Origin of the sequence: uncultured Methanobrevibacter sp., from assembly GCF_902784195.1 — an archaeon.
GTDB lineage: Archaea > Methanobacteriota > Methanobacteria > Methanobacteriales > Methanobacteriaceae > Methanobrevibacter.
The window spans coordinates 219,385-241,614 of the sequence record NZ_CACZTX010000009.1 but is presented as its reverse complement, the minus strand read 5'-3'; the positions used below and the strand labels follow the sequence as shown (position 1 = coordinate 241,614).

General features: G+C 31.6%; 12 protein-coding genes and 5 tRNA genes. All 17 read left to right on the top strand.

Going from position 1 to position 22,230, the window contains the following annotated elements; genetic code table 11:
* Positions 1-189 precede the first annotated feature (189 nt).
* Entirely contained in the window at positions 190-1,089 is a 900-nt protein-coding gene (gene thiM, locus QZU90_RS08125) for a hydroxyethylthiazole kinase (protein ID WP_296856579.1), read from the top strand.
* Positions 1,090-1,131: 42 nt separating this feature from the next.
* Complete coding sequence (thiE, locus tag QZU90_RS08120) at positions 1,132-1,761, top strand: thiamine phosphate synthase (RefSeq protein WP_295607827.1); 630 nt, start codon at positions 1,132-1,134, stop codon at positions 1,759-1,761.
* 239 nt (positions 1,762-2,000) lie between these two features.
* Positions 2,001-2,074: transfer RNA gene (locus tag QZU90_RS08115), tRNA-Thr, on the top strand.
* A gap of 141 nt (positions 2,075-2,215) precedes the next feature.
* A tRNA-Pro gene (locus QZU90_RS08110) sits at positions 2,216-2,290 on the top strand.
* A gap of 11 nt (positions 2,291-2,301) precedes the next feature.
* A tRNA-Tyr gene (locus tag QZU90_RS08105) sits at positions 2,302-2,375 on the top strand.
* A 152-nt stretch (positions 2,376-2,527) separates the two neighbouring features.
* Positions 2,528-2,599 (top strand) — tRNA-Asp (locus QZU90_RS08100).
* 22 nt (positions 2,600-2,621) lie between these two features.
* A tRNA-Lys gene (locus tag QZU90_RS08095) sits at positions 2,622-2,695 on the top strand.
* Between the two features lie 470 nt (positions 2,696-3,165).
* The gene (locus QZU90_RS08090) at positions 3,166-3,414 is read left to right on the top strand and encodes a DNA-directed RNA polymerase subunit H (protein ID WP_292776391.1); all 249 of its coding nucleotides are present in this window, start codon (positions 3,166-3,168) and stop codon (positions 3,412-3,414) included.
* 90 nt (positions 3,415-3,504) lie between these two features.
* Positions 3,505-5,073 (top strand): DNA-directed RNA polymerase subunit B'', encoded by a 1,569-nt coding sequence (locus QZU90_RS08085; protein WP_295607821.1) that lies wholly within the window; start codon positions 3,505-3,507, stop codon positions 5,071-5,073.
* Between the two features lie 13 nt (positions 5,074-5,086).
* Complete coding sequence (rpoB, locus tag QZU90_RS08080) at positions 5,087-6,898, top strand: DNA-directed RNA polymerase subunit B (RefSeq protein WP_296856576.1); 1,812 nt, start codon at positions 5,087-5,089, stop codon at positions 6,896-6,898.
* A gap of 47 nt (positions 6,899-6,945) precedes the next feature.
* Entirely contained in the window at positions 6,946-9,753 is a 2,808-nt protein-coding gene (locus tag QZU90_RS08075; protein WP_296856574.1) for a DNA-directed RNA polymerase subunit A', read from the top strand.
* Between the two features lie 15 nt (positions 9,754-9,768).
* Complete coding sequence (locus QZU90_RS08070; protein WP_363142483.1) at positions 9,769-12,717, top strand: hypothetical protein; 2,949 nt, start codon at positions 9,769-9,771, stop codon at positions 12,715-12,717.
* A gap of 317 nt (positions 12,718-13,034) precedes the next feature.
* Positions 13,035-15,290, top strand: coding sequence for an AAA family ATPase (locus QZU90_RS08065; protein WP_296856572.1), 2,256 nt, complete (start codon positions 13,035-13,037; stop codon positions 15,288-15,290).
* 58 nt (positions 15,291-15,348) lie between these two features.
* On the top strand, positions 15,349-16,785 hold the full coding sequence (locus QZU90_RS08060; protein ID WP_296856570.1) for a hypothetical protein: 1,437 nt from the start codon (positions 15,349-15,351) through the stop codon (positions 16,783-16,785).
* Positions 16,786-16,857: 72 nt separating this feature from the next.
* Positions 16,858-18,309 carry a hypothetical protein gene (locus tag QZU90_RS08055; protein ID WP_296856568.1) on the top strand — a complete coding sequence of 484 codons (1,452 nt, stop codon included), beginning with the start codon at positions 16,858-16,860 and terminating at the stop codon, positions 18,307-18,309.
* 40 nt (positions 18,310-18,349) lie between these two features.
* Positions 18,350-20,911 carry an Hsp70 family protein gene (locus tag QZU90_RS08050; protein WP_296856566.1) on the top strand — a complete coding sequence of 854 codons (2,562 nt, stop codon included), beginning with the start codon at positions 18,350-18,352 and terminating at the stop codon, positions 20,909-20,911.
* A 119-nt stretch (positions 20,912-21,030) separates the two neighbouring features.
* Entirely contained in the window at positions 21,031-22,197 is a 1,167-nt protein-coding gene (locus QZU90_RS08045; RefSeq protein ID WP_363142482.1) for a DNA-directed RNA polymerase subunit A'', read from the top strand.
* The last annotated feature ends 33 nt before the right edge of the window (positions 22,198-22,230 follow it).

The window sequence follows — 22,230 nt, the reverse complement described above, 5'->3', positions numbered from 1 at the left end:
ATTCATTTAATTGTTTTTCATAAAAATTTTTAATGATTTTTACCATATTTTCTAGTTATTTTAAATACATTTTAATAATTTCATATTAATTTATAATGAATAATCATGATAAATTATACAAAACTATAAATAAAAATAATGATAAAAGATAAGAATGTTGAAAAAATTTAAGATTTTAAAGGTTATAAAATGACAGATGAAATTATAATTGCTGACAGTGAAAATGTAAAAAACGCATTAAACGGATTTCAAAACGCTTTAAGAAATGTAAAGGAAATTTCTCCTTTGACCTTTTGCATTACCAATTTTGTTACAGTTACTGATTGTGCGAATGCAGCATTAGCTATTGGAGCATCACCAATCATGTCCAATGGTGCTGAAGAAGGTGGAGAAATAGTAAATATTGCAAGCGCTCTTGTAATAAATATTGGAACATTAAGCAAAGCTCAGAATGAATTGATGAGAAACAGTGCAAACCAAGCTAAGGAAATCGATAAACCTATCATATTTGATCCAGTAGGTGCAGGTGTAAGCGCTCTTAGAAATGACATGACAAAGGAAATTGTTGAAAATTATCCTCTTGCATTAATTAGAGGAAACATGTCTGAAATCAAAGCCATTACTAAATTGATTAATCTTGATGAAAGCAATGATTCTGTAGCTAAAGGAGTGGATGTAGCAGCAAGTGATGTTATTTCTAAGGATAATTTGGCTGTTAATGGATTGCTTGTAAAAGAATTGGCTAAGGAATTAAATACTGTTGTTATTGCAAGCGGACCTATTGATATTATTTCAGATGGTGATGTGACCTTCTGTCTTGAGAATGGTGATGAGATGATGCCCCTTATTACTGGTAGTGGATGTATGTTAACTACCATTATGGGTTCATATGTTGGTGCTAATAATCCATTGATTGGTGGAATTACTGCATGCGCATTGATGGCAGTTGCAGGTGAAAATGCTGCAGATTATGTAAGGAAGAATGATTTGGGTACCGGCAGTTTCAGAACATTATTAATTGACAATCTGTATAAATTAACTGCTGAAGAATTGGTGGAAAGAGCTAATTTATTTGAAATCAACATCTAAATAACATCGGTATCACATCTAATAAATAGGAAAGTTGGTTAAATGAAAAAAGAGGATATTGACTATTCAGTTTATTTGGTTACAGACCGAAGGAATAAAACTGATGAGGAATTTTTAAATATTATTGAAGAAGCCATTAAAGGCGGAACCACTGTAGTCCAGCTTCGTGAAAAGACTGCCTCAACTAAGGAATTCTATGACTTGGCTTTAAGAGTTAAGGAAATAACCAGCAGGTATGGTGTTCCATTGTTGATTAATGATAGAATTGATATTGCACTTGCAATTGATAGTGAAGGTGTTCATATTGGCCAAGATGATATGCCTGCAGATATCGCTCGTGAGATAATTGGCGAGGACAAGATATTAGGTGTCTCTGCTTCAACTGTTGAAGAGGCTAAAAAAGCTGAGAATGATAGTGCAGATTATATAGGTTCTGGTGCTGTTTTTCCTACAGCAACTAAGGATGATGCAGATTCAGTATCAAAAGAGGAATTAAAGGAAATTGTAGATTCAATTGATATTCCTGTAGTGGCAATTGGTGGGATCACTGTAGAAAATGCCAGTTCATTGAAGGATAGTGGCATTGCAGGATTTTCAGTTGTCAGTGCAATAATGAGTGCTGAAGATCCAAAAGAGGCTTCTAAAAAATTAAAGGAAATTTATTTCTCTTAATTTCTTTTCTTTTTTCGTTTTTTATTGCATTCATTGCAATATTTTTTCTTGATTTTTTCACTTTTTCTATTTTTCTTTTTATTTTCTCTATTTCTAATTTATTTTAATTTAAAGAAAATAGATTCAATAGTAAACTATTTAAATGATATTTTACTAATTACTATTGTTGAATATTTTAATGGAATATTCCTATGTCGAACATTCCATTTGGATATTGATTCTCTTTTTAATTTTTCATTGCCTCGGTGGCTCAGTCTGGTAGAGCGCGAGACTTGTAATCTCGTGGTCGCGGGTTCAATTCCCGTCCGGGGCTTTATATAATATGATTCTGTAATTTGAGTCAGTTATATGATTTATTTAATCAGTTATATAATTTTACTAATCAGTTATATGATTTACCAAAACATTTATATATTATGGTAATATAAAATAAGTATGTTGTATAAATATTGTTGGGACCATAGGGTAGCTTGGTCGATCCTTTGGGCTTTGGGAGCCTGAGACTCCGGTTCAAATCCGGGTGGTCCCACTTTGTATCTACCCGACTTAGCTCAATTTGGCAGAGCGTTGGACTGTAGATCCAAATGTTGCTGGTTCAAGTCCGGCAGTCGGGATTTTATTATTATATCTATTTTATCGTATTGATTTTTATTTTGAAATTTGATTTTTTGAATTTCAATTTATTTCAAAGTACGATAGGTAGAAACATTTATATATAATAATAAATATATTATTTTAATGAGTATAATTTATACTCACATAGTTTGCCCTGGTGGTGTAGGGGCTATCATGTGGGCCTGTCGAGCCCGCGACTCGGGTTCAAATCCCGGCCAGGGCGCTTAACTATAAGTTAAGTATCAGGGCCCGTAGCTCAGTCTGGCAGAGCGCTTGGCTTTTAACCAAGCGGCCGCGGGTTCAATTCCCGTCGGGCCCGCTCTGATTTTTTTTATTTATTAACTTTACTAAATTTAAATTTTTAAATTAACATTTTTTCGAAGATTTTTTAACTTTAATGTCTTATTTAAATCATATTTAAATTTATATTGTATTTGACTTAGAATTTATTCTACTAGAATTGGGTGATTTATTTATATTTTTAATTGGGGGTAATGTTTAATTTCATAAATTCAAGTGTTTATCTATTTTTTACATTTTAATCATGCATTTTAATCAAAATATTTATTATATTTGATTTGTTAGTTGGATTTATGAATGAATTTGCATTATCTAATTTTGATATAAACTAGATCTATTCTATGATGGTGAAGAAGTAAGGGATTGTAAAAAATTAATGAAAATATTAAATTTTATTTAAAGTTTATATTATGATTAATATTAGAAATTTCATTTAGAAAAAAGTTATTTTATTACAAATTGTTTAAAAAGTTTTATCGGAGGAATATTTTGGCATTTAATATATTAAACCATAGTGCTGTTCCTAAGCACGAGATTTTGTCTGATGATGAAATTGAAGAGATTTTTGCAGATGTTGATTATGACATTAGTCAACTTCCAAAAATTAAAGTAAATGATCCTGTTTCTAAAGCTATTGGTGCTGAAGAAGGTCAAGTTTTAAAAATAACTCGTAAAAGCGAAACTGCAGGTATATTTGTGACATATAGACTTGTCAGTGGAGAAAATAATCAAAAATAAAACATTAAGAACAATTAATTAAGAAAATATTAAATTCAATAATTTAATAATTTTATATTTAATCTAACTGTATTATTTTGGAGATATTAAATGAAAAATAAGACATGGGGTTTAGTAGATTCATTTTTTGATAAATATGATATTGTAGACCATCATATTAAATCTTATAACGATTTTGTTGAAAATCGTATACAAAAGATTATTGATATCACTGAACCAATTACTATTGAAAACGAAAAAGGAAACTATACTCTTAGAACAGGTAAAATAAAAATTGAAAAACCTTTCACCAAAGAAGCAGACGGTTCTAAAAGTATGATTTATCCTACAGAAGCAAGACTTAGAAATTTAAACTATTCTGCTCACATGTACTTGGAAATGGCATTGCATGACAATAACAGCGATGAAGAGGAAGAATTGGAAGAAGTGTACATTGGTGAATTGCCTCTCATGCTCAAATCCAGCATTTGTCATTTACATGGGCTCACTGATAAGGAATTAATGGAAAAAGGGGAAGACCCTAAAGACCCAGGCGGATACTTCATTGTAAACGGTTCTGAAAGAGCTGTTGTAACTATGGAGGAAATCGCTCCTAACAAAATTATCTTGGAAAGAATTGATGAGCCTGAAGATAGACATGCAAAAGCTATTGTAACCTCAATTAAAAGTGGTTTCAGAGCAAGAATTACTTTAGAATACAAAAAACCACGTAAAAGCGGTGTGTTCTTAAGAATCTCTTTCCCATATGTTCCTGGAGAAATTCCATTAGTGATCTTGCTTAGAGCATTAGGATTATCAACTGACCAAGAAATCATTACAAAGATTTCTGATGATTTCAACTTCCAAATGTATATTGCAGACGATATCCAAGTGTCTGAAAAAGACTTGAAATTGGATTCTGAGTTAATGGCAGAAATGACCAATGAAGAAAGAGAAGAATACTTAAGAATGGCTGCTATTAAATACATTGGTAATAGAGTAGCTAAAGGAATGACTGAAGAGTACAGAATTAAACGTGCTGAAGATGTCATTGACAGATACTTATTGCCACATATGGGTATTGAATCTGATAAACGTTATGATAAAGCTATTTACTTAGCTGAAATGACTGAAATGTTGCTTCAAGTAATTGAAGGTCAAAGAGAACCTCACGATAAGGACCATTACACCAATAAGAGATTAAGAGTTTCCGGTGACTTAATGGAAGACTTATTCAGAGTGGCTTTCTCTTCATTAACAAGAGATATGAGCTACCAACTTGAAAGAAGCTTATCCAGAGGTAAGGAACTTTCAATTAAGCAAGCTGTCCGTTCTGATGTTTTAACTGAAAATATCAAGCATGCAATTGCTACCGGTAATTGGGTAGGCGGAAGAGCTGGGGTAAGCCAGCTTTTAGATAGAGTAAGTTACATGGCAACACTTTCTCACTTAAGAAGGGTTGTATCTCCTCTTACTAGAAGTCAACCTCACTTTGAAGCTAGGGACTTGCACCCTACTCAATTCGGTAAGATTTGTCCAAACGAAACACCAGAAGGACCAAACTGTGGATTAGTAAAGAATTTAGCTCTAATGTGTAAAATCTCTGAAGGTTTTGAAGAAGAAGAAGACCAAAAACTTGTAAACATCATTAGAGACATGGATGTAGAGATGATAGACTAATCGGAGGGATTTTATGGTAAGAGCTAAAATTTATATTAATGGTAAACTAACTGGTTATTGCGATAATCCTGAAGAATTCACTAAGGAAATGCGTGATAAAAGAAGAAATGGTCAAATCAATAATGAGATGAACATTACCTATTATGAGGATAATCACGAAATCTATATTTTCACAGACCCTGGAAGGGCAAGAAGACCTTTAATCCTTGTTTATGATGGTCAGCCAGCACTTACAGATGACCATATGGAAGCTATTGCAAACGGTGAATTAAAATGGGATGAATTGTTTGCAAAAGGTATTTTAGAATACTTGGATGCTGAAGAAGAAGAAAATTCCTATATTGCAATGAATTTAAGTCAATTAAATGAAGACCACACTCATTTGGAAATCGACCCATCCACTATGTTAGGTATTTGTGCAGGAATTATTCCATTTTCAGACCATAACTCCTCTCCAAGGAACACTATGGAAGCAGGGATGACAAAACAAGCATTAGGTTTATATGTATCAAATTATGCTTTACGTACTGATACTCGTGCACACTTATTGCACCACCCTCAAACTCCTATCGTAAAAACAAGAATTATTGACGCTATCAATTATGATTCAAGGCCGTCTGGTCAGAACTTGGTTGTAGCTCTCATGTCTTACGAAGGATATAACATGGAAGACGCAATGATTCTCAATAAATCCTCTCTTGAAAGAGGTATGGGCAGATCCAGTTTCTTCAGATCTTATGAAGCATCTGAAAGAAGATATCCTGGTGGACAAGAAGATAAATTCGAAGTTCCAGAAAAAGGAGTTAAAGGATACCGCAGTGAAGAATCCTACAGAAACTTAGATGAAGACGGTATCGTTAACCCAGAATCCCATGTTGAATCTGGTGATGTATTGATTGGTAAGACTTCCCCTCCAAGATTCTTAGGAGAAATTGACGAGTTTGGTACTGTTGCAGAAAAAAGAAGAGAAACTTCCGTAACTGTAAGACACGGTGAAAAGGGTATTGTTGATGCTGTGCTCTTAACAGAAACTGTTGAAGGAAGCAAATTAACTAAAATAAGAGTAAGAGATACAAGACAACCGGAATTTGGTGATAAATTTGCATCAAGACACGGTCAGAAAGGGGTTGTAGGTCTTATCTTATCTCAAGATGACATTCCATTCACTGAAGATGGTGTAGTTCCTGATATTATTGTAAACCCACACGCTATCCCTTCAAGGATGTCTGTTGGACAAGTATTGGAAATGGTAGCTGGTAAAGCAGGATGTATGGAAGGGCATCGTATGGACGGTACCCCATTCAATGAAACTGTTGAAGGTGAAATCAAACGTGCTCTTAAAGAAAACGGTTTTGAATCAGCAGGATGTGAATCATTATACAATGGTGTAACTGGTGAACGTATTGAAGCTGAAATCTTTGTAGGTGTTGCATATTACCAAAAATTACACCACATGACAACTGATAAGGTTTACGCACGTTCCACTGGTCCAGTACAAGTGCTTACAAGACAACCAACTGAAGGAAGAGCACGTGAAGGTGGTCTCAGGTTTGGAGAAATGGAAAGGGACTGTCTCATTGCACATGGTGCTGCTCTCGCATTAAAAGAAAGATTATTGGATGAATCCGATAAGTATGAAGCAGTTGTATGTAATGAATGTGGAATGTTAGCGGTTTATGATAAGAATAAACGCAAGATGTATTGCCCAATTTGTGGCGACAGCGAAACTTATCCTGTTGAAATTTCATATGCATTCAAATTATTATTAGATGAACTTAAAAGTTTATGTATTTTCCCTAAATTAGTTCTTGGGGACAAAGCTTAAGAAATAAGGTGTTGAAATAAAAATAAATTTTTTAAGGAGCCAATATTTTGAAAGGAATTATTAAAAAAATTGATAGAATTAATTTTGGATTAATGTCACCAGAACAGATTAGGGAAATGTCTGTTGTTAAGATAGAAAGACCAGACACTTACGATGAGGATGGTTATCCAATTGAATCTGGATTGATGGATTCTCGTTTAGGTGTTATTGATCCTAGTTTAAAATGCCGTACTTGTGGTGAAAAAGGTGGGGAATGTCAAGGTCACTTCGGTATGATTGAGCTTGCAAGACCTGTTATCCACGTAGGTTTCGGTGATGACATTCATAAAATCCTACGTTCCACCTGTAGCGAATGTGGACGTGTACTCTTGGATGATAATGAAATCGAAGAGTACACTGAAAAGATGGAAGAACTCCAAGAAGCAGGTGAAAGCGTAGAAGAACTCGTAAAAGAAGTTTATAAAATCTGTAAAGATAAAAAAACCAAAGAGGTATGTCCTCATTGTGGTGCTGAACAGGAAGACATCAAGATTGTCAAACCTATTGATATTATTGAAGTTCGCAAGCAATACGATGAAAATGGTGAAGTTATCAAAGATGACAATGGTGATCCAATAACTGAGGATTATGATTTAACAGCATCTGAAGTACGTGAAAAGTTACAACGTATTCCAGATGAAGATGCTTATGTTTTAGGTGTAAACCCTGAAGTTGCACGTCCAGAATGGATGGTGCTCACAGTACTCCCTGTACCTCCAGTAACCGTAAGACCTTCAATCACCCTTGATACTGGTGAAAGATCCGAGGATGACTTAACTCATAAGCTTGTTGATATCTTAAGAATCAACCAAAGATTGATTGAGAATATGGATGCTGGTGCTCCACAACTTATTGTAGAGGACCTTTGGAAATTACTCCAATACCACGTAACTACTTACTTTGACAATGAGGCAAGTGGTGTACCTCCTGCAAGACACAGAAGTGGAAGACCATTAAAGACTTTAGCTCAAAGATTAAAAGGTAAAGAAGGAAGATTCAGAAGTAACCTTTCAGGTAAACGTGTAAACTTCTCAGCACGTACCGTAATCTCCCCTGATCCTAATATCAGTATTAATGAAGTCGGTGTTCCTGAAATGATTGCAAAAGAGGTAACCGTACCTACTTACGTAAACGAATGGAACATTGAGGAATTAAAAGAAGCTATCTTAAATGGTCCTAACGTTCACCCTGGAGCAAACTACGTCAAAAAGACCATCAATGGCAAAGAGATGAAAGTCAGAGTCTTGGATGACAATAGGGAATTGGTAGTTGAGAACCTTGAATACGGTGATGTTGTAATGAGACATCTTAAAGATGGGGACATTGTTTTATTCAACCGTCAACCTTCCCTTCACAGAATGAGTATGATGGCTCACGAAGTAAGGGTATTGCCTTACAAGACTTTCAGATTAAACCTTTGTGTATGTCCTCCATACAATGCAGACTTCGATGGAGACGAAATGAACATGCACGTTTTCCAAACTGATGAATCCCGTGCTGAAGCTAAATCCTTGATGAGAGTACAGGAACACATATTATCTCCAAGGTTTGGTGGACCAATTATCGGTGCTATTCACGACCACATTAGTGGAGCTTACCTTTTAACTCGTGATGGTTTCACTGTTAGTGAAGATGACGCTTTCCAAATGATTAGAAAATCACATCTTCTTAACAACGAATATGTTGATAAAAAACATTTAAAACGTAAAAACCGTGATTGGACTGGAAAAGAGTTATTCAGCTTATTGCTTCCAGATGACCTTAACATGAACTACAAAGCTGAAATCTGTAGAAAATGTGAAACCTGTCTTAAGGAAGATTGCCAATACGATGCATTTGTAGTAATTAAAGATGGTCAATTAACACATGGTGCTATCGACGAAGCAGCATACGGTTCCTTCTCAGGTAAAATCTTAGACACAATCGTTAAGGAATACGGACCATCTCGTGCAAAAGAATTCTTGGACAGATCCACTGACCTTGCTATCTGCGGTATCATGAAAACAGGTATTACCACTGGTACTAATGATGAGGAAATTCCAGAAGAGGCAATCGAGGTTATTGACGCTCACTTAGATAAGGCTGAACAAGAAGTAGATAAGTTAATTGCAACTTATGATGAAGGATTGCTCCAACCTTTACCAGGTAGAAGTGCAGAAGAAACCTTGGAAATGCGTATTGTTCAAGTTCTTGGGGAAGCTAGGGACACAGCAGGGGAAATTGCAGGAGGTTACCTTACCATGGGTAAACAATCTCAAGAGGACTCCTATGATTATGTGATGGCTGTTGAAAACCACTCTGTAGTTATGGCTCGTACAGGTGCAAGGGCGTCTATGTTGAACCTCGCTCAGATCACTGCTTGTGTAGGGCAGCAATCTGTTCGTGGTGGACGTATTACAAGAGGGTATCAGGCAAGGCCACTTCCTCACTTTAGAAAACATGAGTTAGGAGCAAGAGCAAAAGGATTTGTACATTCTAGTTATAAAAAAGGATTGGATCCTGTAGAATTCTTCTTCCACGCTATGGGTGGAAGAGAAGGTCTTGTAGATACTGCTATTCGTACAGCACAATCCGGTTACATGCAAAGAAGACTTGTAAATGCACTTGAAGACTTAAATGTTAGGTCTGAAGGATTAGTTTCTAATAATAATGGTCAAATTATTCAAATGGTATTTGGTGAAGATGGTATCGACCCTGCAAAAAGTGACTTTGGTGATGTAGCAAACTTAGACAAACTTATTGATGAAATGAGACTTAAAGATAAAGACCTTTCTAAAGCAAGTAAAAATGCTGAAAAAGGAATGGAGAAAGCATAATTAGGAGGCAATTATATGACTGATAAAAAAGAAGATTCTCAAGCAATTGTCACTGTTGAAGAATTATTCAAAAAGAATAAGATTAATCTTTCTCAAGATTTTATAGAAAATTTCCAACAGTCTTATGATGATGGGGAGTTAAGTATTGAAGAATTAGATGATTTGATTGACTCCATTAAAACTGTTGAAAAAGCTTTTAAAAAGAATAAAGTCAATTCAACTGAAATTTATGAAATCCGTTTATCCCAACTCTACAGTGATGGGGATTTGGATGATGATGAATTGGATGCAGTGATTTCCAGTATTGTTCTTGTAGAGGAAATGTCTGAAAATAATGAGTTTGATATTTCTGAAACTGCTATTGTTGACTATGCAAGGACTTTCATTAAACACAAGTTAACATACAATGAGTTAAATACTTTAGTTCTTGTTGACAAGGAACTTGAAGTTAATGATATGGAATATTCTAAGGATAACTTAATATATTTAATTCTAACTCTTGAAGATGAACTTAGTATGGAACAGTCTGATTTTGTTCCAGAAACAATTCCTAAGGTTTTGGGAGTAATTGAGAAAAATGAAATCAAGTTCCCTCCAAGTTACATTAAAGACTTGGTAAGAGTTTGCATAAAAAGAGATTTGACTGATGAAGAGTTAGAGGAACTGGTGCTTAAAGTTGACGAAGCTCATGAAAGATCTTATATTGAAGCTGGTGAAGCAGTAGGAACTGTTGCAGCACAATCTGTAGGTGAACCTGGTACTCAGATGACCATGCGTACTTTTCACTATGCTGGGGTAGCTGAGTTAAACGTAACTCTTGGGCTTCCTAGGTTAATTGAAATTGTAGATGCTAGGAAAAAGATTTCTACTCCTACTATGGATATTTACTTTGAAGATGAGTACAAGAATGATGAAGAATTCGTCAGAACTCTCGCAAATCAAATTGGTAAGAGTACTTTAAATGATATTTTATCAGATTTTAAAATAAATTATGCTTCAAATAATATCACAACTTCTATTGATGATTCTAAAATAGAGGAAAGAAGACTTGATTATCAAGACATATTAGAACGTCTTCATAAAGCTTTTAAAAATGTGGATATTAAGGACCATCCTCTTTATGATTTTCTTTTAGAGAATAAAAATGGTGAAATTTTAATTATGGTTGATCAAAATCAAAATTTAATATTACCTTTTGATAAGAATAAAATAGGATCTAAATTTAAAAAGGATGATGTCATCAAAAAAATGGAGGATGCTTTTGAGGATATCCCAGAGTTATCTTTCAAAATGGCTAATGACAATTTAGTTTGTAATATTCCAAATGAATTGGTAGAAAAAGCACCTTTAAACAATAAGAACTTAAAAAATCTGAGTAAAAAAATTAAATTAGATGAAGATAAAAAAGTTTCAATTTCAAGTATTTCTGATGAGGATTTATTAAATCAGGATAATGTTCTTGAACTTATCGATGAGGGTAATGTTCTGGATATTATTGGTGATGATAATCCTCTTGATTTTGTGGATGATAATAAAATATTTGATCTTTTTGATGAAGATAATATTTTAGATCTTATTGATGATGAGGATATTCTTGATTTTGTGGATAATATAGAAGAGCTTATTGATGATGATAAACTTTCTGACCTTATTGATGATGAGGATATTCTTGATCTTGTTGATGATGAGGATATTCTTGATTTTGTAGATTCTAAAAAATTACAAGATTTTGTCCAAAATGAGCAAAATCAGGAAACTGATGAGGTTGTGGATTCTGATCTTGTTGATGATGGTACTGCTCCTGATTTTGAGGGTGAGGTTACTGTTCCTGATCTTGTTGATGATGGTACTGCTCCTGATTTTGAGGGTGAGGTTACTGTTCCTGATCTTGTTGATGATGGTACTGTTCCTGATCTTGAGGGTGATCGAAGTGTTAAAACCATTCTCGGAGAAGGTAAAGTTCCTCAACTTGAAGACAAGGACCATCTTAATGATTTGATTAGCGAAATCCCTAAAAACAAATTAAATGAACTTTTAGATATAGATAAAATCCTTGAATCAATTACCAAAGAAAAAATTATTGATGTCGCTGCAAAGGATAAAGTTTTGGATGCCATTAATAAGGATAAGGTTCCTAAGCTTATTGATAAGGAAAATGTTATTCGTGCAGTTAGTGGTGATAAGATTATCGATGTTGTTGGGGAAGAAGAAGTTTTAGGTCTTGTTGATAGAGAAAAAGTTATTGAAGTTTTGGGTGCAGAAGAAGTTATTAATAGGTTTTATAAGGTAGAATCTAAGGATAAAAAAGGTTCCGTACCTAAATTAGCTGAATTTATATCTAAAGTTTGTAATAATATGGTTTCAACTTCTTTAACTTTTGAACCTTCTAAAAATTCTAAAAATTCTATAAGAGAATTAAGACTTCTTGCAGATAAGATTCGTGATTTGCAAATCAGCGGAACCAAAGGTATTGGTAAAGTTATTACTCGTAAAACTGATGAAGAATGGATTTTACATACTGAGGGATCTAATCTTAGTGCAATCTTTAAAATTGAAGGTATAGATAAAGTAAAATCCACTACTAACGATATTCATGAGATTTATGAAGTTCTAGGTATTGAAGCGGCTCGTAATGCTATTATCAACGAACTTTATACTACTTTGTCAGATCAAGGTTTGTCAGTAGACCTTAGGCATATTATGTTAGTTGCTGATATGATGACATCTGAAGGTGTTGTTAAATCTATTGGTAGACATGGTATTAGTGGTGAAAAATCAAGTGTTCTTGCTCGTGCAGCATTTGAAGAAACTGGCAAGCATTTACTTCATGCAAGTATTAGAGGAGAAGTTGATGATTTAACTGGTATTATTGAAAATATTATTATTGGTCAGCCTATACCTCTTGGTACTGGTTCTGTAAGTGTTACAATGAGAAATGAAGTTTTAGAAAGAAATAATGGTTAATTTACTGATGACATTTCTCTAAAAAGAAATTATTAATAAATTAATTTATTTTTTCTTTTTTATTTTTTTTATTCTATTTTTTGTATTGTTTTTCATATACTTTTTATCCAAATAACTTTTTTAGATTTTATTAAAAAAATATTCATTTTTTGAAATTTGCATTGGAAAATCATAGTAATAATTAAAATTTTTCATTTTCTATTTGGAATAAATAGATAATTATTTAAATTTATAAAATCAAAGATTTATATGGGTAAAACATTTTTTTTTTAAGAGATAATTATTTTAAATTTATAATAGTTTTGGGGGGGTATTTTATGGTTTTAAATCTTTCTAAAGGTTCTGAAGTAGCTTTAAAATATGCAAATATAGAAACATGGTCTTCTAAAAATGAATATTTAACAGAAGATTTGTTACTTTTGGGAATTTTTAGCATAAATAATGCATTTTCTATTAATATTGATGAAACTACTTTTAATATTGTAAAATATGAATATGATGAAATAAATTCAATTCTGAATCATTTTAATTTAAGTTTTGAGAGTATTCATCATGAATTAAAATCTATAATAGGTAAAGGAAATTCTAAACGGAAAACTCTAAATGATGTTAAAAAAACTAGAGGATGTCATGAAATATTATTTAAAGCTAAAGATTTATCTTCAGAGGAACAAAGCAATATTCGTTGTATTCATATTTTAAGAGCCCTTCTAATATCCCCAACTTCAAATTTAAATAGTCTTTTTAATAAACTTAATGTAAATATTGATGAATTTAAGGAAAAATGTGGAGTAAATTCTAATTTAATTCTAAAACCAAACAAAATTCCTACTTTTGAAAAAAATGAAATTAAAGCCAAGAACACCCTTTCTCTTCCTCAAGATTCATTTTTAGGACAATATGGTCAAAACCTTAATGAATCTGTTCTAAAGGGGGACTTTAGTCCAATAGTAGGTAGAGAAAAAGAATTAGAACAATTAGAGATAACTCTTACTAAAATAAAAAAGAGCAATCCATTGATTATAGGGGAACCTGGTGTTGGTAAAACCGCTTTAGTTCAGGCTTTAGCTTTGAAAATAGTTAAAGGGGAAGTTTCTGATAAGTTAAAAGATAAATTTATCATTGAAATTAGTGTTAGTTCATTAGAAGCTGGGACAAGATATAGGGGGGAATTTTCAAGGAGAATTAATCAACTTCTAGTTGAATTAAAACAGTATCCTGATGTAATTTTATTCATTGATGAAATCCATACTATTTTAGGTTCAGGTAGTGCAGGAAATAGTAGTTTGGATGCTGCAAATATGTTAAAACCAGCACTAGCGAATGGTGATATCTCATTAATTGGAGCTACTACTCATAGTGAATATAAAAAGAATTTTGAAAAGGATTCTGCATTTGGACGTAGATTTCAACCTATAATGGTTGAAGAGCCATCTCCTGAAGAAACTATTAAAATTCTTGATGGATTAAAAGAATCTTATGAAAATACACACCAAATTCAAATTTCCGGTGAAGCTATTAAGGCTGCTGTTAATTTATCTGTTAGGTATATTACTGATAGAAATTTACCTGATAAAGCAATAGATGTCATTGATGAAACTTGTGCTAGGGCTAGGATATATGCAACTGATTCATCAAAAAGTATTATTTATGAAGAAGATGTTAGAAATGTTGTAAGTATCAGAACGGGCATCCCTATTGTTTCAGAATCATCACAATTAGAAAAAATTAAAGATATTGAAGTATATTTAAAAGATAATATTGTAGGCCAGGATGAAGCTATAACAAAAGTTTCAAAAAGAATTAAAATGGCACATACTGGCATCCAAGACCCTAATAAGCCATTAGCAGTTTTCTTATTCTTAGGAAATACAGGGGTTGGTAAAACATATATGGCTAAGCTATTAGCTAAATTTCTTTTTGGTGATGAAAATTCGTTAAAAGTTTTTGACATGTCTGAATATAATGAAAGCAATTCAACCACAAAATTTATAGGTGCTCCTCCAAGTTACGTGGGATATGGAGAAGGAGGTACATTAACAAATGCCATAAGAAAGAAACCTTACTCTATTATTCTATTTGATGAAATTGAAAAAGGGGATGAAAAAGTTTTTGATCTATTTTTACAACTTTTTGATGAGGGTAGATTGACTGATTCTACAGGCATTACTGTTAATGCTAGAAATTGTATATTTGTTATGACCTCCAATAAAAATTTACACAGTTTAGATCATCATTTTAGACGTGAATTTATAAATCGGATTGATGATATTATTGAATTTAATGATTTAGGTGAAGAAAGTTCTGAAAAATTAGTTGAATTATATCTTAAACAATTAGAAAAAGATTTCCTAAAACAAAATAATAATAGATTAATTATGGATGATGGGGTGTTGAAGTTTTTAGCAGATACTGAGTTTGATAAAAAGTTAGGTGCAAGAAATCTTAACAGATCTTTAGATAATATTATAAAACTCCCTATTTCTGATTTAATTATTGATAAAAAATTAAAGAAGGGAGACAATCTTAAACTAAGTATTTTAGACAATAAATTGGTTATTAATGTTGAATAGGGATATTTTTGCTAGAACTTTGATTTTTTCTAAATGAGTTCTATTTTAGGTGTTGGTAATGAGTGTGATTGAAGATAATGTTGATATTAATATTTATAGAAAAAATGGTTTTAGATTACTAAATATGTTAATTACAGTTTCTGAAAGTGAACTTTCAAAACAATTTAGGAAAATAGAATCTTTTAAAAGAATATCTGGACAGGATAATTTTGAATATTTGGATAATCTAACTCATGGTTTATATTTGCCGGTTATCCCATACCCTTCTTATAAAGAGTATCAGGAAGCAAATAATAGGTTAAATAATCAAAAAATTCGCTTCATTGATGAACTTTTCTGGTTCTGGCCAACTGCTTTGGATGATTTTGAGAATGAAGAAGCATGGGATTTTTTAGAAAATCAGGATTATGTGAATTTTGTTGAATATTGGAAAGATTTAAATGATGTCAGTGTTTCAGCTCATAATTTGGCAGTTTTTTATCATACTATAGCATTAGATTTGTTCATAACTAATAAAAACAATAAAAAGATGTTAAAATACTCTAGAAAAGCTTTAAATTATTGGAGTTTATCTCTTTCTGAGAGTAATGGGTTTATAAAATTAGTTAAAGAAAGATATAATAATTTACCAAAATCTAGATTAAAAGAATCTTTCATTGAGGAAAATTTACAAGACCTGCCTAAGGTTATATTATCATTATATTTGAGAATTGTTGAAAAGGATATCGAATTAAATAATTTAGAAGAAGCTAAAGAATTTATAGATATGATCAAATACTCTAATTTTGATGATAGTGTGATTGAAATAATTAATGATAATTTATTGAATTTTCTTTTATATAAATTTGATGCAATTATAAAAAATTTTGAATTCTCTTCTGAAAAAATTAAAAAAGAAGAGTTTAAACAGAATACTATTAATTCTATTTCTTTAATGAGGAATGCATCCTCTTTATTAAATATAATGTTGTATATTAATCCGGATAATATTAAAGTTAAAAAAGTTAGGGATAAATATATTAGTTCTTTATGGAGCAAACAACAAAGTATTTTCAAAGAAGTAAATCATCAAGATACTACTAATGAGGTTCGTTTATTTTATGGGTTATTAGTTAATTCTATTTTTTATAGTTTTAAATTGTTTGATTTCAATGAAATTCGTCTTAAACGCACTGATGATAATATTAATCGGATTGAAAGTTATTTAAAAACAGTATCCTGCTCTGATTATGATGAATCATTCATTAATTTGATAATTGAGTTTATTCATAAATATTTGGAGATTGGTTGTGATAAGAAGACTATTTTAAAATACATCAACAAAACAAAAAATTATGAAAATGTGTCTGAAGAAGTTTTCAAAGTAGGTTTTCAAATATTAACTGAATCCTATATGGATTCATTGAAAAATTATGAAAAGATATCAAAAAAATTATATGTTCAAAATTTAAACTTTAAAAAATATGAAATGTTAACTAGGCATTCAACATCCTAGAATTTTTTGTAAAAATTATAATATTTTACTATAAAAAATATTTTTTAATTTTTTGTTAAATGGAGGAAAAACATGTCTAATAATCAAAAATCAGAAGAAAATAATGGAAAACAAATTGGAGGAATTGATTCTAAATTTGAGGGGTCTATTGATTCAAGTGAGTATATTCAATCATTTTATTTATTGATATTGCGAGATTTAACTGATCCCGAAAAAAATGATAAATTTTTTAAAGATAATCCTCAACTACATAGTACTAAGAAATATTCAGAAGATGATGATGTTATTTCATATTTTGATAAATATTTTAAAGACCTTGCAAAAAATGGTTATTTCGATTATTTAGAATATGGTTTTGAGAAAAGAGAGGGAGATCTGTTTGTAAATAAAAATATTCAAAAGGCATTAGAAAATTTTGACTATTCCCTTTCTATACCCCTTAAAGATTTAGCTGAAAAAATGGGGTATGAATATAAGATACATACCATTAAAGAGAAAAAAGACGAGAAGAAAAAACTAGAGGAAAAACTTAAAGAATATAATGATTTGTATAGTAACGATGAATCATTAAAAGGGGATGAAACTCTTAAAAATCAAATAAAAGACTTGGAAAAAAAATTAAAGGGAATAAAAGTCAGGAAATATGGTTTCTTTATTCCTTTTTCTGATTTTAAGAGAAAAATAAAAATTTATTCCATTATTAAATTTTTTAAATATGATTGTGATTATTCTAAAGATAATCCTGCTTTCAGGAATAATTCCCAGTATTTTTTACAAGAAAATGAAGAACAATTTTCAAAACTACAAAATGAAAAAAATGAGATTGAGAAAGTTTTAAATTCTGAAGATATGGAGAAAAAATTAAGCGATATAGTGGAAGAGAATATTAGTTTAAAGAGAAAAAATAGTAAATTAACAGAACAAAACAGTTTGCTGAAAAGGAATAATCTTGATTTAGAAATTCAGATTAGTAAGAGAAGAGATGATTTAAATAGGTCTAAAAGGTCTATTGGACATTTAGAAGAGGAAAACAAAATTCTTGGAGAAAAAATCAAAGAATGCCAAACCCTGTCTGAGGATTTCAGATTAAAAAATTCTGAATTAACAGCGAAATACATGTCTCTTCAAACTCGTGCTGAACAAAAGTTTAAAGAAAAAAATGATGCCATTCTTAAACTTACTTATATAAATCGGAAAAAAAAGACCGAATTTGAAAAATTTTTGGGGGATTATGGTGTTGTAATATATAACATTTGGCGTATGGGTAGAACTCTTGAAAAGGATAATAAATCTTATAAACAATACCAGCGTGTTTTAATTCTTCTAAATAAAATGGGATTAAGAATTGAGGAGTATGATGATATGAAAGATGAATATAAACTTTCTTCAGATGTAACTATATTGGACGTTATTGAAAGTTCTGAAGTTCAAGAAATTATGGTTGAGACGGTTAAACCATCAATTTATTATGGTGAAAAACCAATTTTGGAAGGTGAAGTAATTCTCACAAAACCACAGAACTAAATTAATTTTTAAATATTATTGAATTTTAAAAGAGGATAATATGGCTAGAACAAATACTATTGATTATGGAATAGATTTAGGAACAACTACTTCTTGTATTGTAAAATTTCATGGGAAGGACGATAGGAAGACAGCTATTGTAATTCCTAATAGTACAAATGATTCAATGAATTATACTCCCTCTGCAGTATATTTGCAGATGAGAAATGGTACTGAACTTATTCATGTTGGTAAGAAAGCTAAAGAAAATACTCTCATCCATCCTTTTGATGCCTTTGCAGAATTTAAGCTTAGAATGGGAGATACAAATCCTTATCACTTTCAAGCTGCCAATAAGGATATGTTGGCTGAAGAGTTGGCTGCTGAAGTTTTAAAATCACTTAAAATGGATGCTAGGGAAATATATGGTGAGGAGCTTTCTTCCATAGTAATTACTGTCCCTGCTGATTTTAATCAACCAAAAATTCAAGCAACTGAAAGGGCATCTAAAATTGCAGGATTTAAGGAATGCCATATTATCAAAGAACCTTATGCTGCTGCTTTAGCTTATGCACAGAAATCATCTAAAGAAAATGAAACTGATGATGGCTATTGGATGATTTATGATTTGGGTGGAGGTACTTTTGATGTTGCTATTGTTAGTAAATTTGAGAATAATTTTGAAATAATATCCAATGAAGGTGATGAAAGCTTAGGAGGTAAATTAATTGATTGGGATATTGTGGACAAAATTTTTGTTCCAGCCATAGTTAATAAATACGGGCTTTCTAATTTTAATAGGAATAATATGTTATATAGAAAACAGTTTGCAAAATTGAAACTAGCTGCTGAGGAAGCAAAAATTCATTTATCAAAAAATAGTGCTTATTATGTTGAACTTGATGATTTCTTATTGACGGATGATGGTGACTGGATAGATTTTGAATATGATATTACTATTGCAGAATTAAAGGAAATTATGAAGCCATATATTAATCGTTCTATAAATAGTTGTCATGCTGCACTAAACAAGGCTGATTTGTCAGCTTCTGACATAAATAAACTTATTCTTGTGGGCGGCTCTACTAAAAGTCAGATAATTAAAGAAAGTTTAACAAAAGAATTCAATATTCCTTTAGACAGCAGTATTGATCCAATCACTGTTGTAGCTCGAGGTGCAGCAATTGCGGCTGGAAATATAATTAAATCTTTTGAAGATGTGGTATTGAGCAATAACGAATATTTTATCAAACTCGATTATGAAACAATGGGTACTGCGGATGAATTTTCTGTTGTTTACGAGGTTGTTGCACCTGAAGGTGAAACTCTAGATGGATGTTATATTGAATTTAAGAGTAAAAAGTCTGGTTTTGATTCTGGAAAAATCAGTTTGAACAATAATGTTGGATATGTGGACTTAGTAGCTTATGAGGAAAATGGAATAAATCTCTATAACATTGAATTAACTAATTCAGAAGGGCAATTGTTAAAAATATCTCCAGAATCTCCGGATTCTGTTGAATATATTATTTCAGTTAATGCTCTTGAACCTACTTTGCTTAAGGATGTTGGCTTAGGATTAGCGGATAATAGTTTATTCTATTTTGCTAGAGAAGGGGGCATACTTCCATTTAAAGATACTGTGGTATTTTACACTGAGGATACTCTTGAAAAGGGTTTGGAAAACTTTCTTGAACTACCTTTATATGAAGGTAATAAACCTAAAGCGGATAAAAATACCCTTATTGGAAAACTAAAAATCAGTGGTAAAGACATTCCTAGAAATTTACCTCAAAATAGTGAAGTTGAAATTACCATAAATATTGATAAATCTAATATCATCGAGTTTTCTGCAGAAATTCCTATCTTTGATTTAATGTTAGAACAAGATGCTATAACCATAGGGAATGTTTATGTTTCATCCATTTCGGAATTGAAAGAGAAGTTCGAATATGAAAAAGATAGATTTTATGACTTACAACAGAGATATGTTTCCGCTCCGAATGTTGATGTTGCAGATGAAAATTTCAATAAAATTATCAATGAGAATATGATTAATGATATTGAATCTTTAATCAATGCGGCTGAAAGTGATAGGGATTCACAAACTAGCGCTGAAAAAAGAATAAAAGAATTTGGTTATTCTTTGGATGAAATTAATGATGTCATATCTAAAGAAGAGAAAATTAATGATTTGCGGGAAGATATTGAAAGTTTAATTGAAAATGTGGACCCATTGGTTCAAAAATCTGAGGATTTAAAACAACAAATTTATTTTAAGAAATTTAAAGAAGATTATGATGAGGCTATAAATAAGCAGGATATTGAAACTTTAGAAAGTATTAAAGATGTACTCATAGATTTGCTTTTGGAGTTAAATGTGGATATCTATATCACTATTTTCAATGACTATAAGAATAATGGGGTTTATACTAAAAATCAACTTCAGGCAGATAGTTTAATTAAACGTGGAGAAAGAGTAATTGAAAATAGATATGTGTCTAATGATTTTGTCAATGAATTGGTTTTAAAGGTTATTAATCCACTATCTTCATTAGATGAACGTAGAAAATCGGAGGATTCTGTTCAAAAGAGAAATATTGGGGTTATTACTCGAAAATAATTATACTTTAATTTTAATTAAAAACTTTTATAAAAATAATTTTTATTAACAGTTTAATTTTACTTTTTATAAAGTTTTTTTATGAAATTTTGATATTTGGAAATATGTTAGGTGCTTTTATGGTGGAAATGGTTGAAGCTATATTAATAGTTGAAAATGTATTAAAAATGAATAATCTTCAGTTTCCCAAAAAGCTTGTTGAAGATTTGGCATCAGTTTATATTAGAAGGGATTTAACCGATGGCGAATTAAATAACTTAGTTCTTAAAGTTCAAGAATCCTTAGAAAGGGAGGCTGCAGAAGAGGGGGAAGCTGTAGGAATTATTGCAGGCCAATCAATTGGTGAAGCATTTACTCAGATGTTGTATGATAATAAGCATAGAGGCTATAGTGTAAATGGTAAAAAATCTCTTATTCGGGCTATTGAAATTTTGGATGCGAGGAGATTAATTTCTAATCCTACTATGACTATTTATTTTGAGGACGAGTTCAAAAACGATGAGGAATTCGTCAGGAATATCGCAAGCAGAATTGGTAAAAGTTCATTAAATGATGTACTATCTGACTTTAGTTTAGATTATGCTAATAATTGGGTCGTAGCTTGTCTTGATGAGGAAAAAATAGCTAATAGAAGATTAGATTATTATGATATTATAAATCATATTGGAAGACGTTTTAGGAAAGTTGGTATTGAAGGGGATAAATTATTCTTTGAATCTCGAAATGGCTCTATTCGTGAGCTTAGGGATCTTGCAGACATTATCCGTGATTTGCAGATTAGTGGCATTAGAGGTATTGGCAAAGCTTTTGTTTATAAAGCGGGACTCGGTTCTGTTGATTCTGAGTGGGTTATCCAAACAGAAGGTTCCAATCTTAGGGCGATTCTTAAAATTGAGGGTATAGATAAAGTAAGATCTACTACTAATGATATTCATGAGATTGAACTTGTTTTGGGTATTGAAGCTGCACGTAACGCTATTATTAACGAACTTCATACTGTCTTTTTAGACCAGGGTTTGAATGTGGATATTAGGCATATTATGATTGTTGCAGATGCGATGACTTCTGAAGGTATTGTAAAATCCATTGGCCGTTATGGTATTAGTGGTGATAAATCAAGCGTACTTGCTCGTGCAGCATTTGAGATGTCTGGTGAGCAATTACTCAATGCAAGCATAAGGGGGGAAGTTGATGATTTAACTGGAGTTATTGAAAATATTATTGTTGGCCAAGCTATACCTATGAGCAAGGGTTCTTCTTCAGTTAAACAAAAACATAAGGATTAGATTTCTGTTTTAAATTATATGAATTAGTTATGA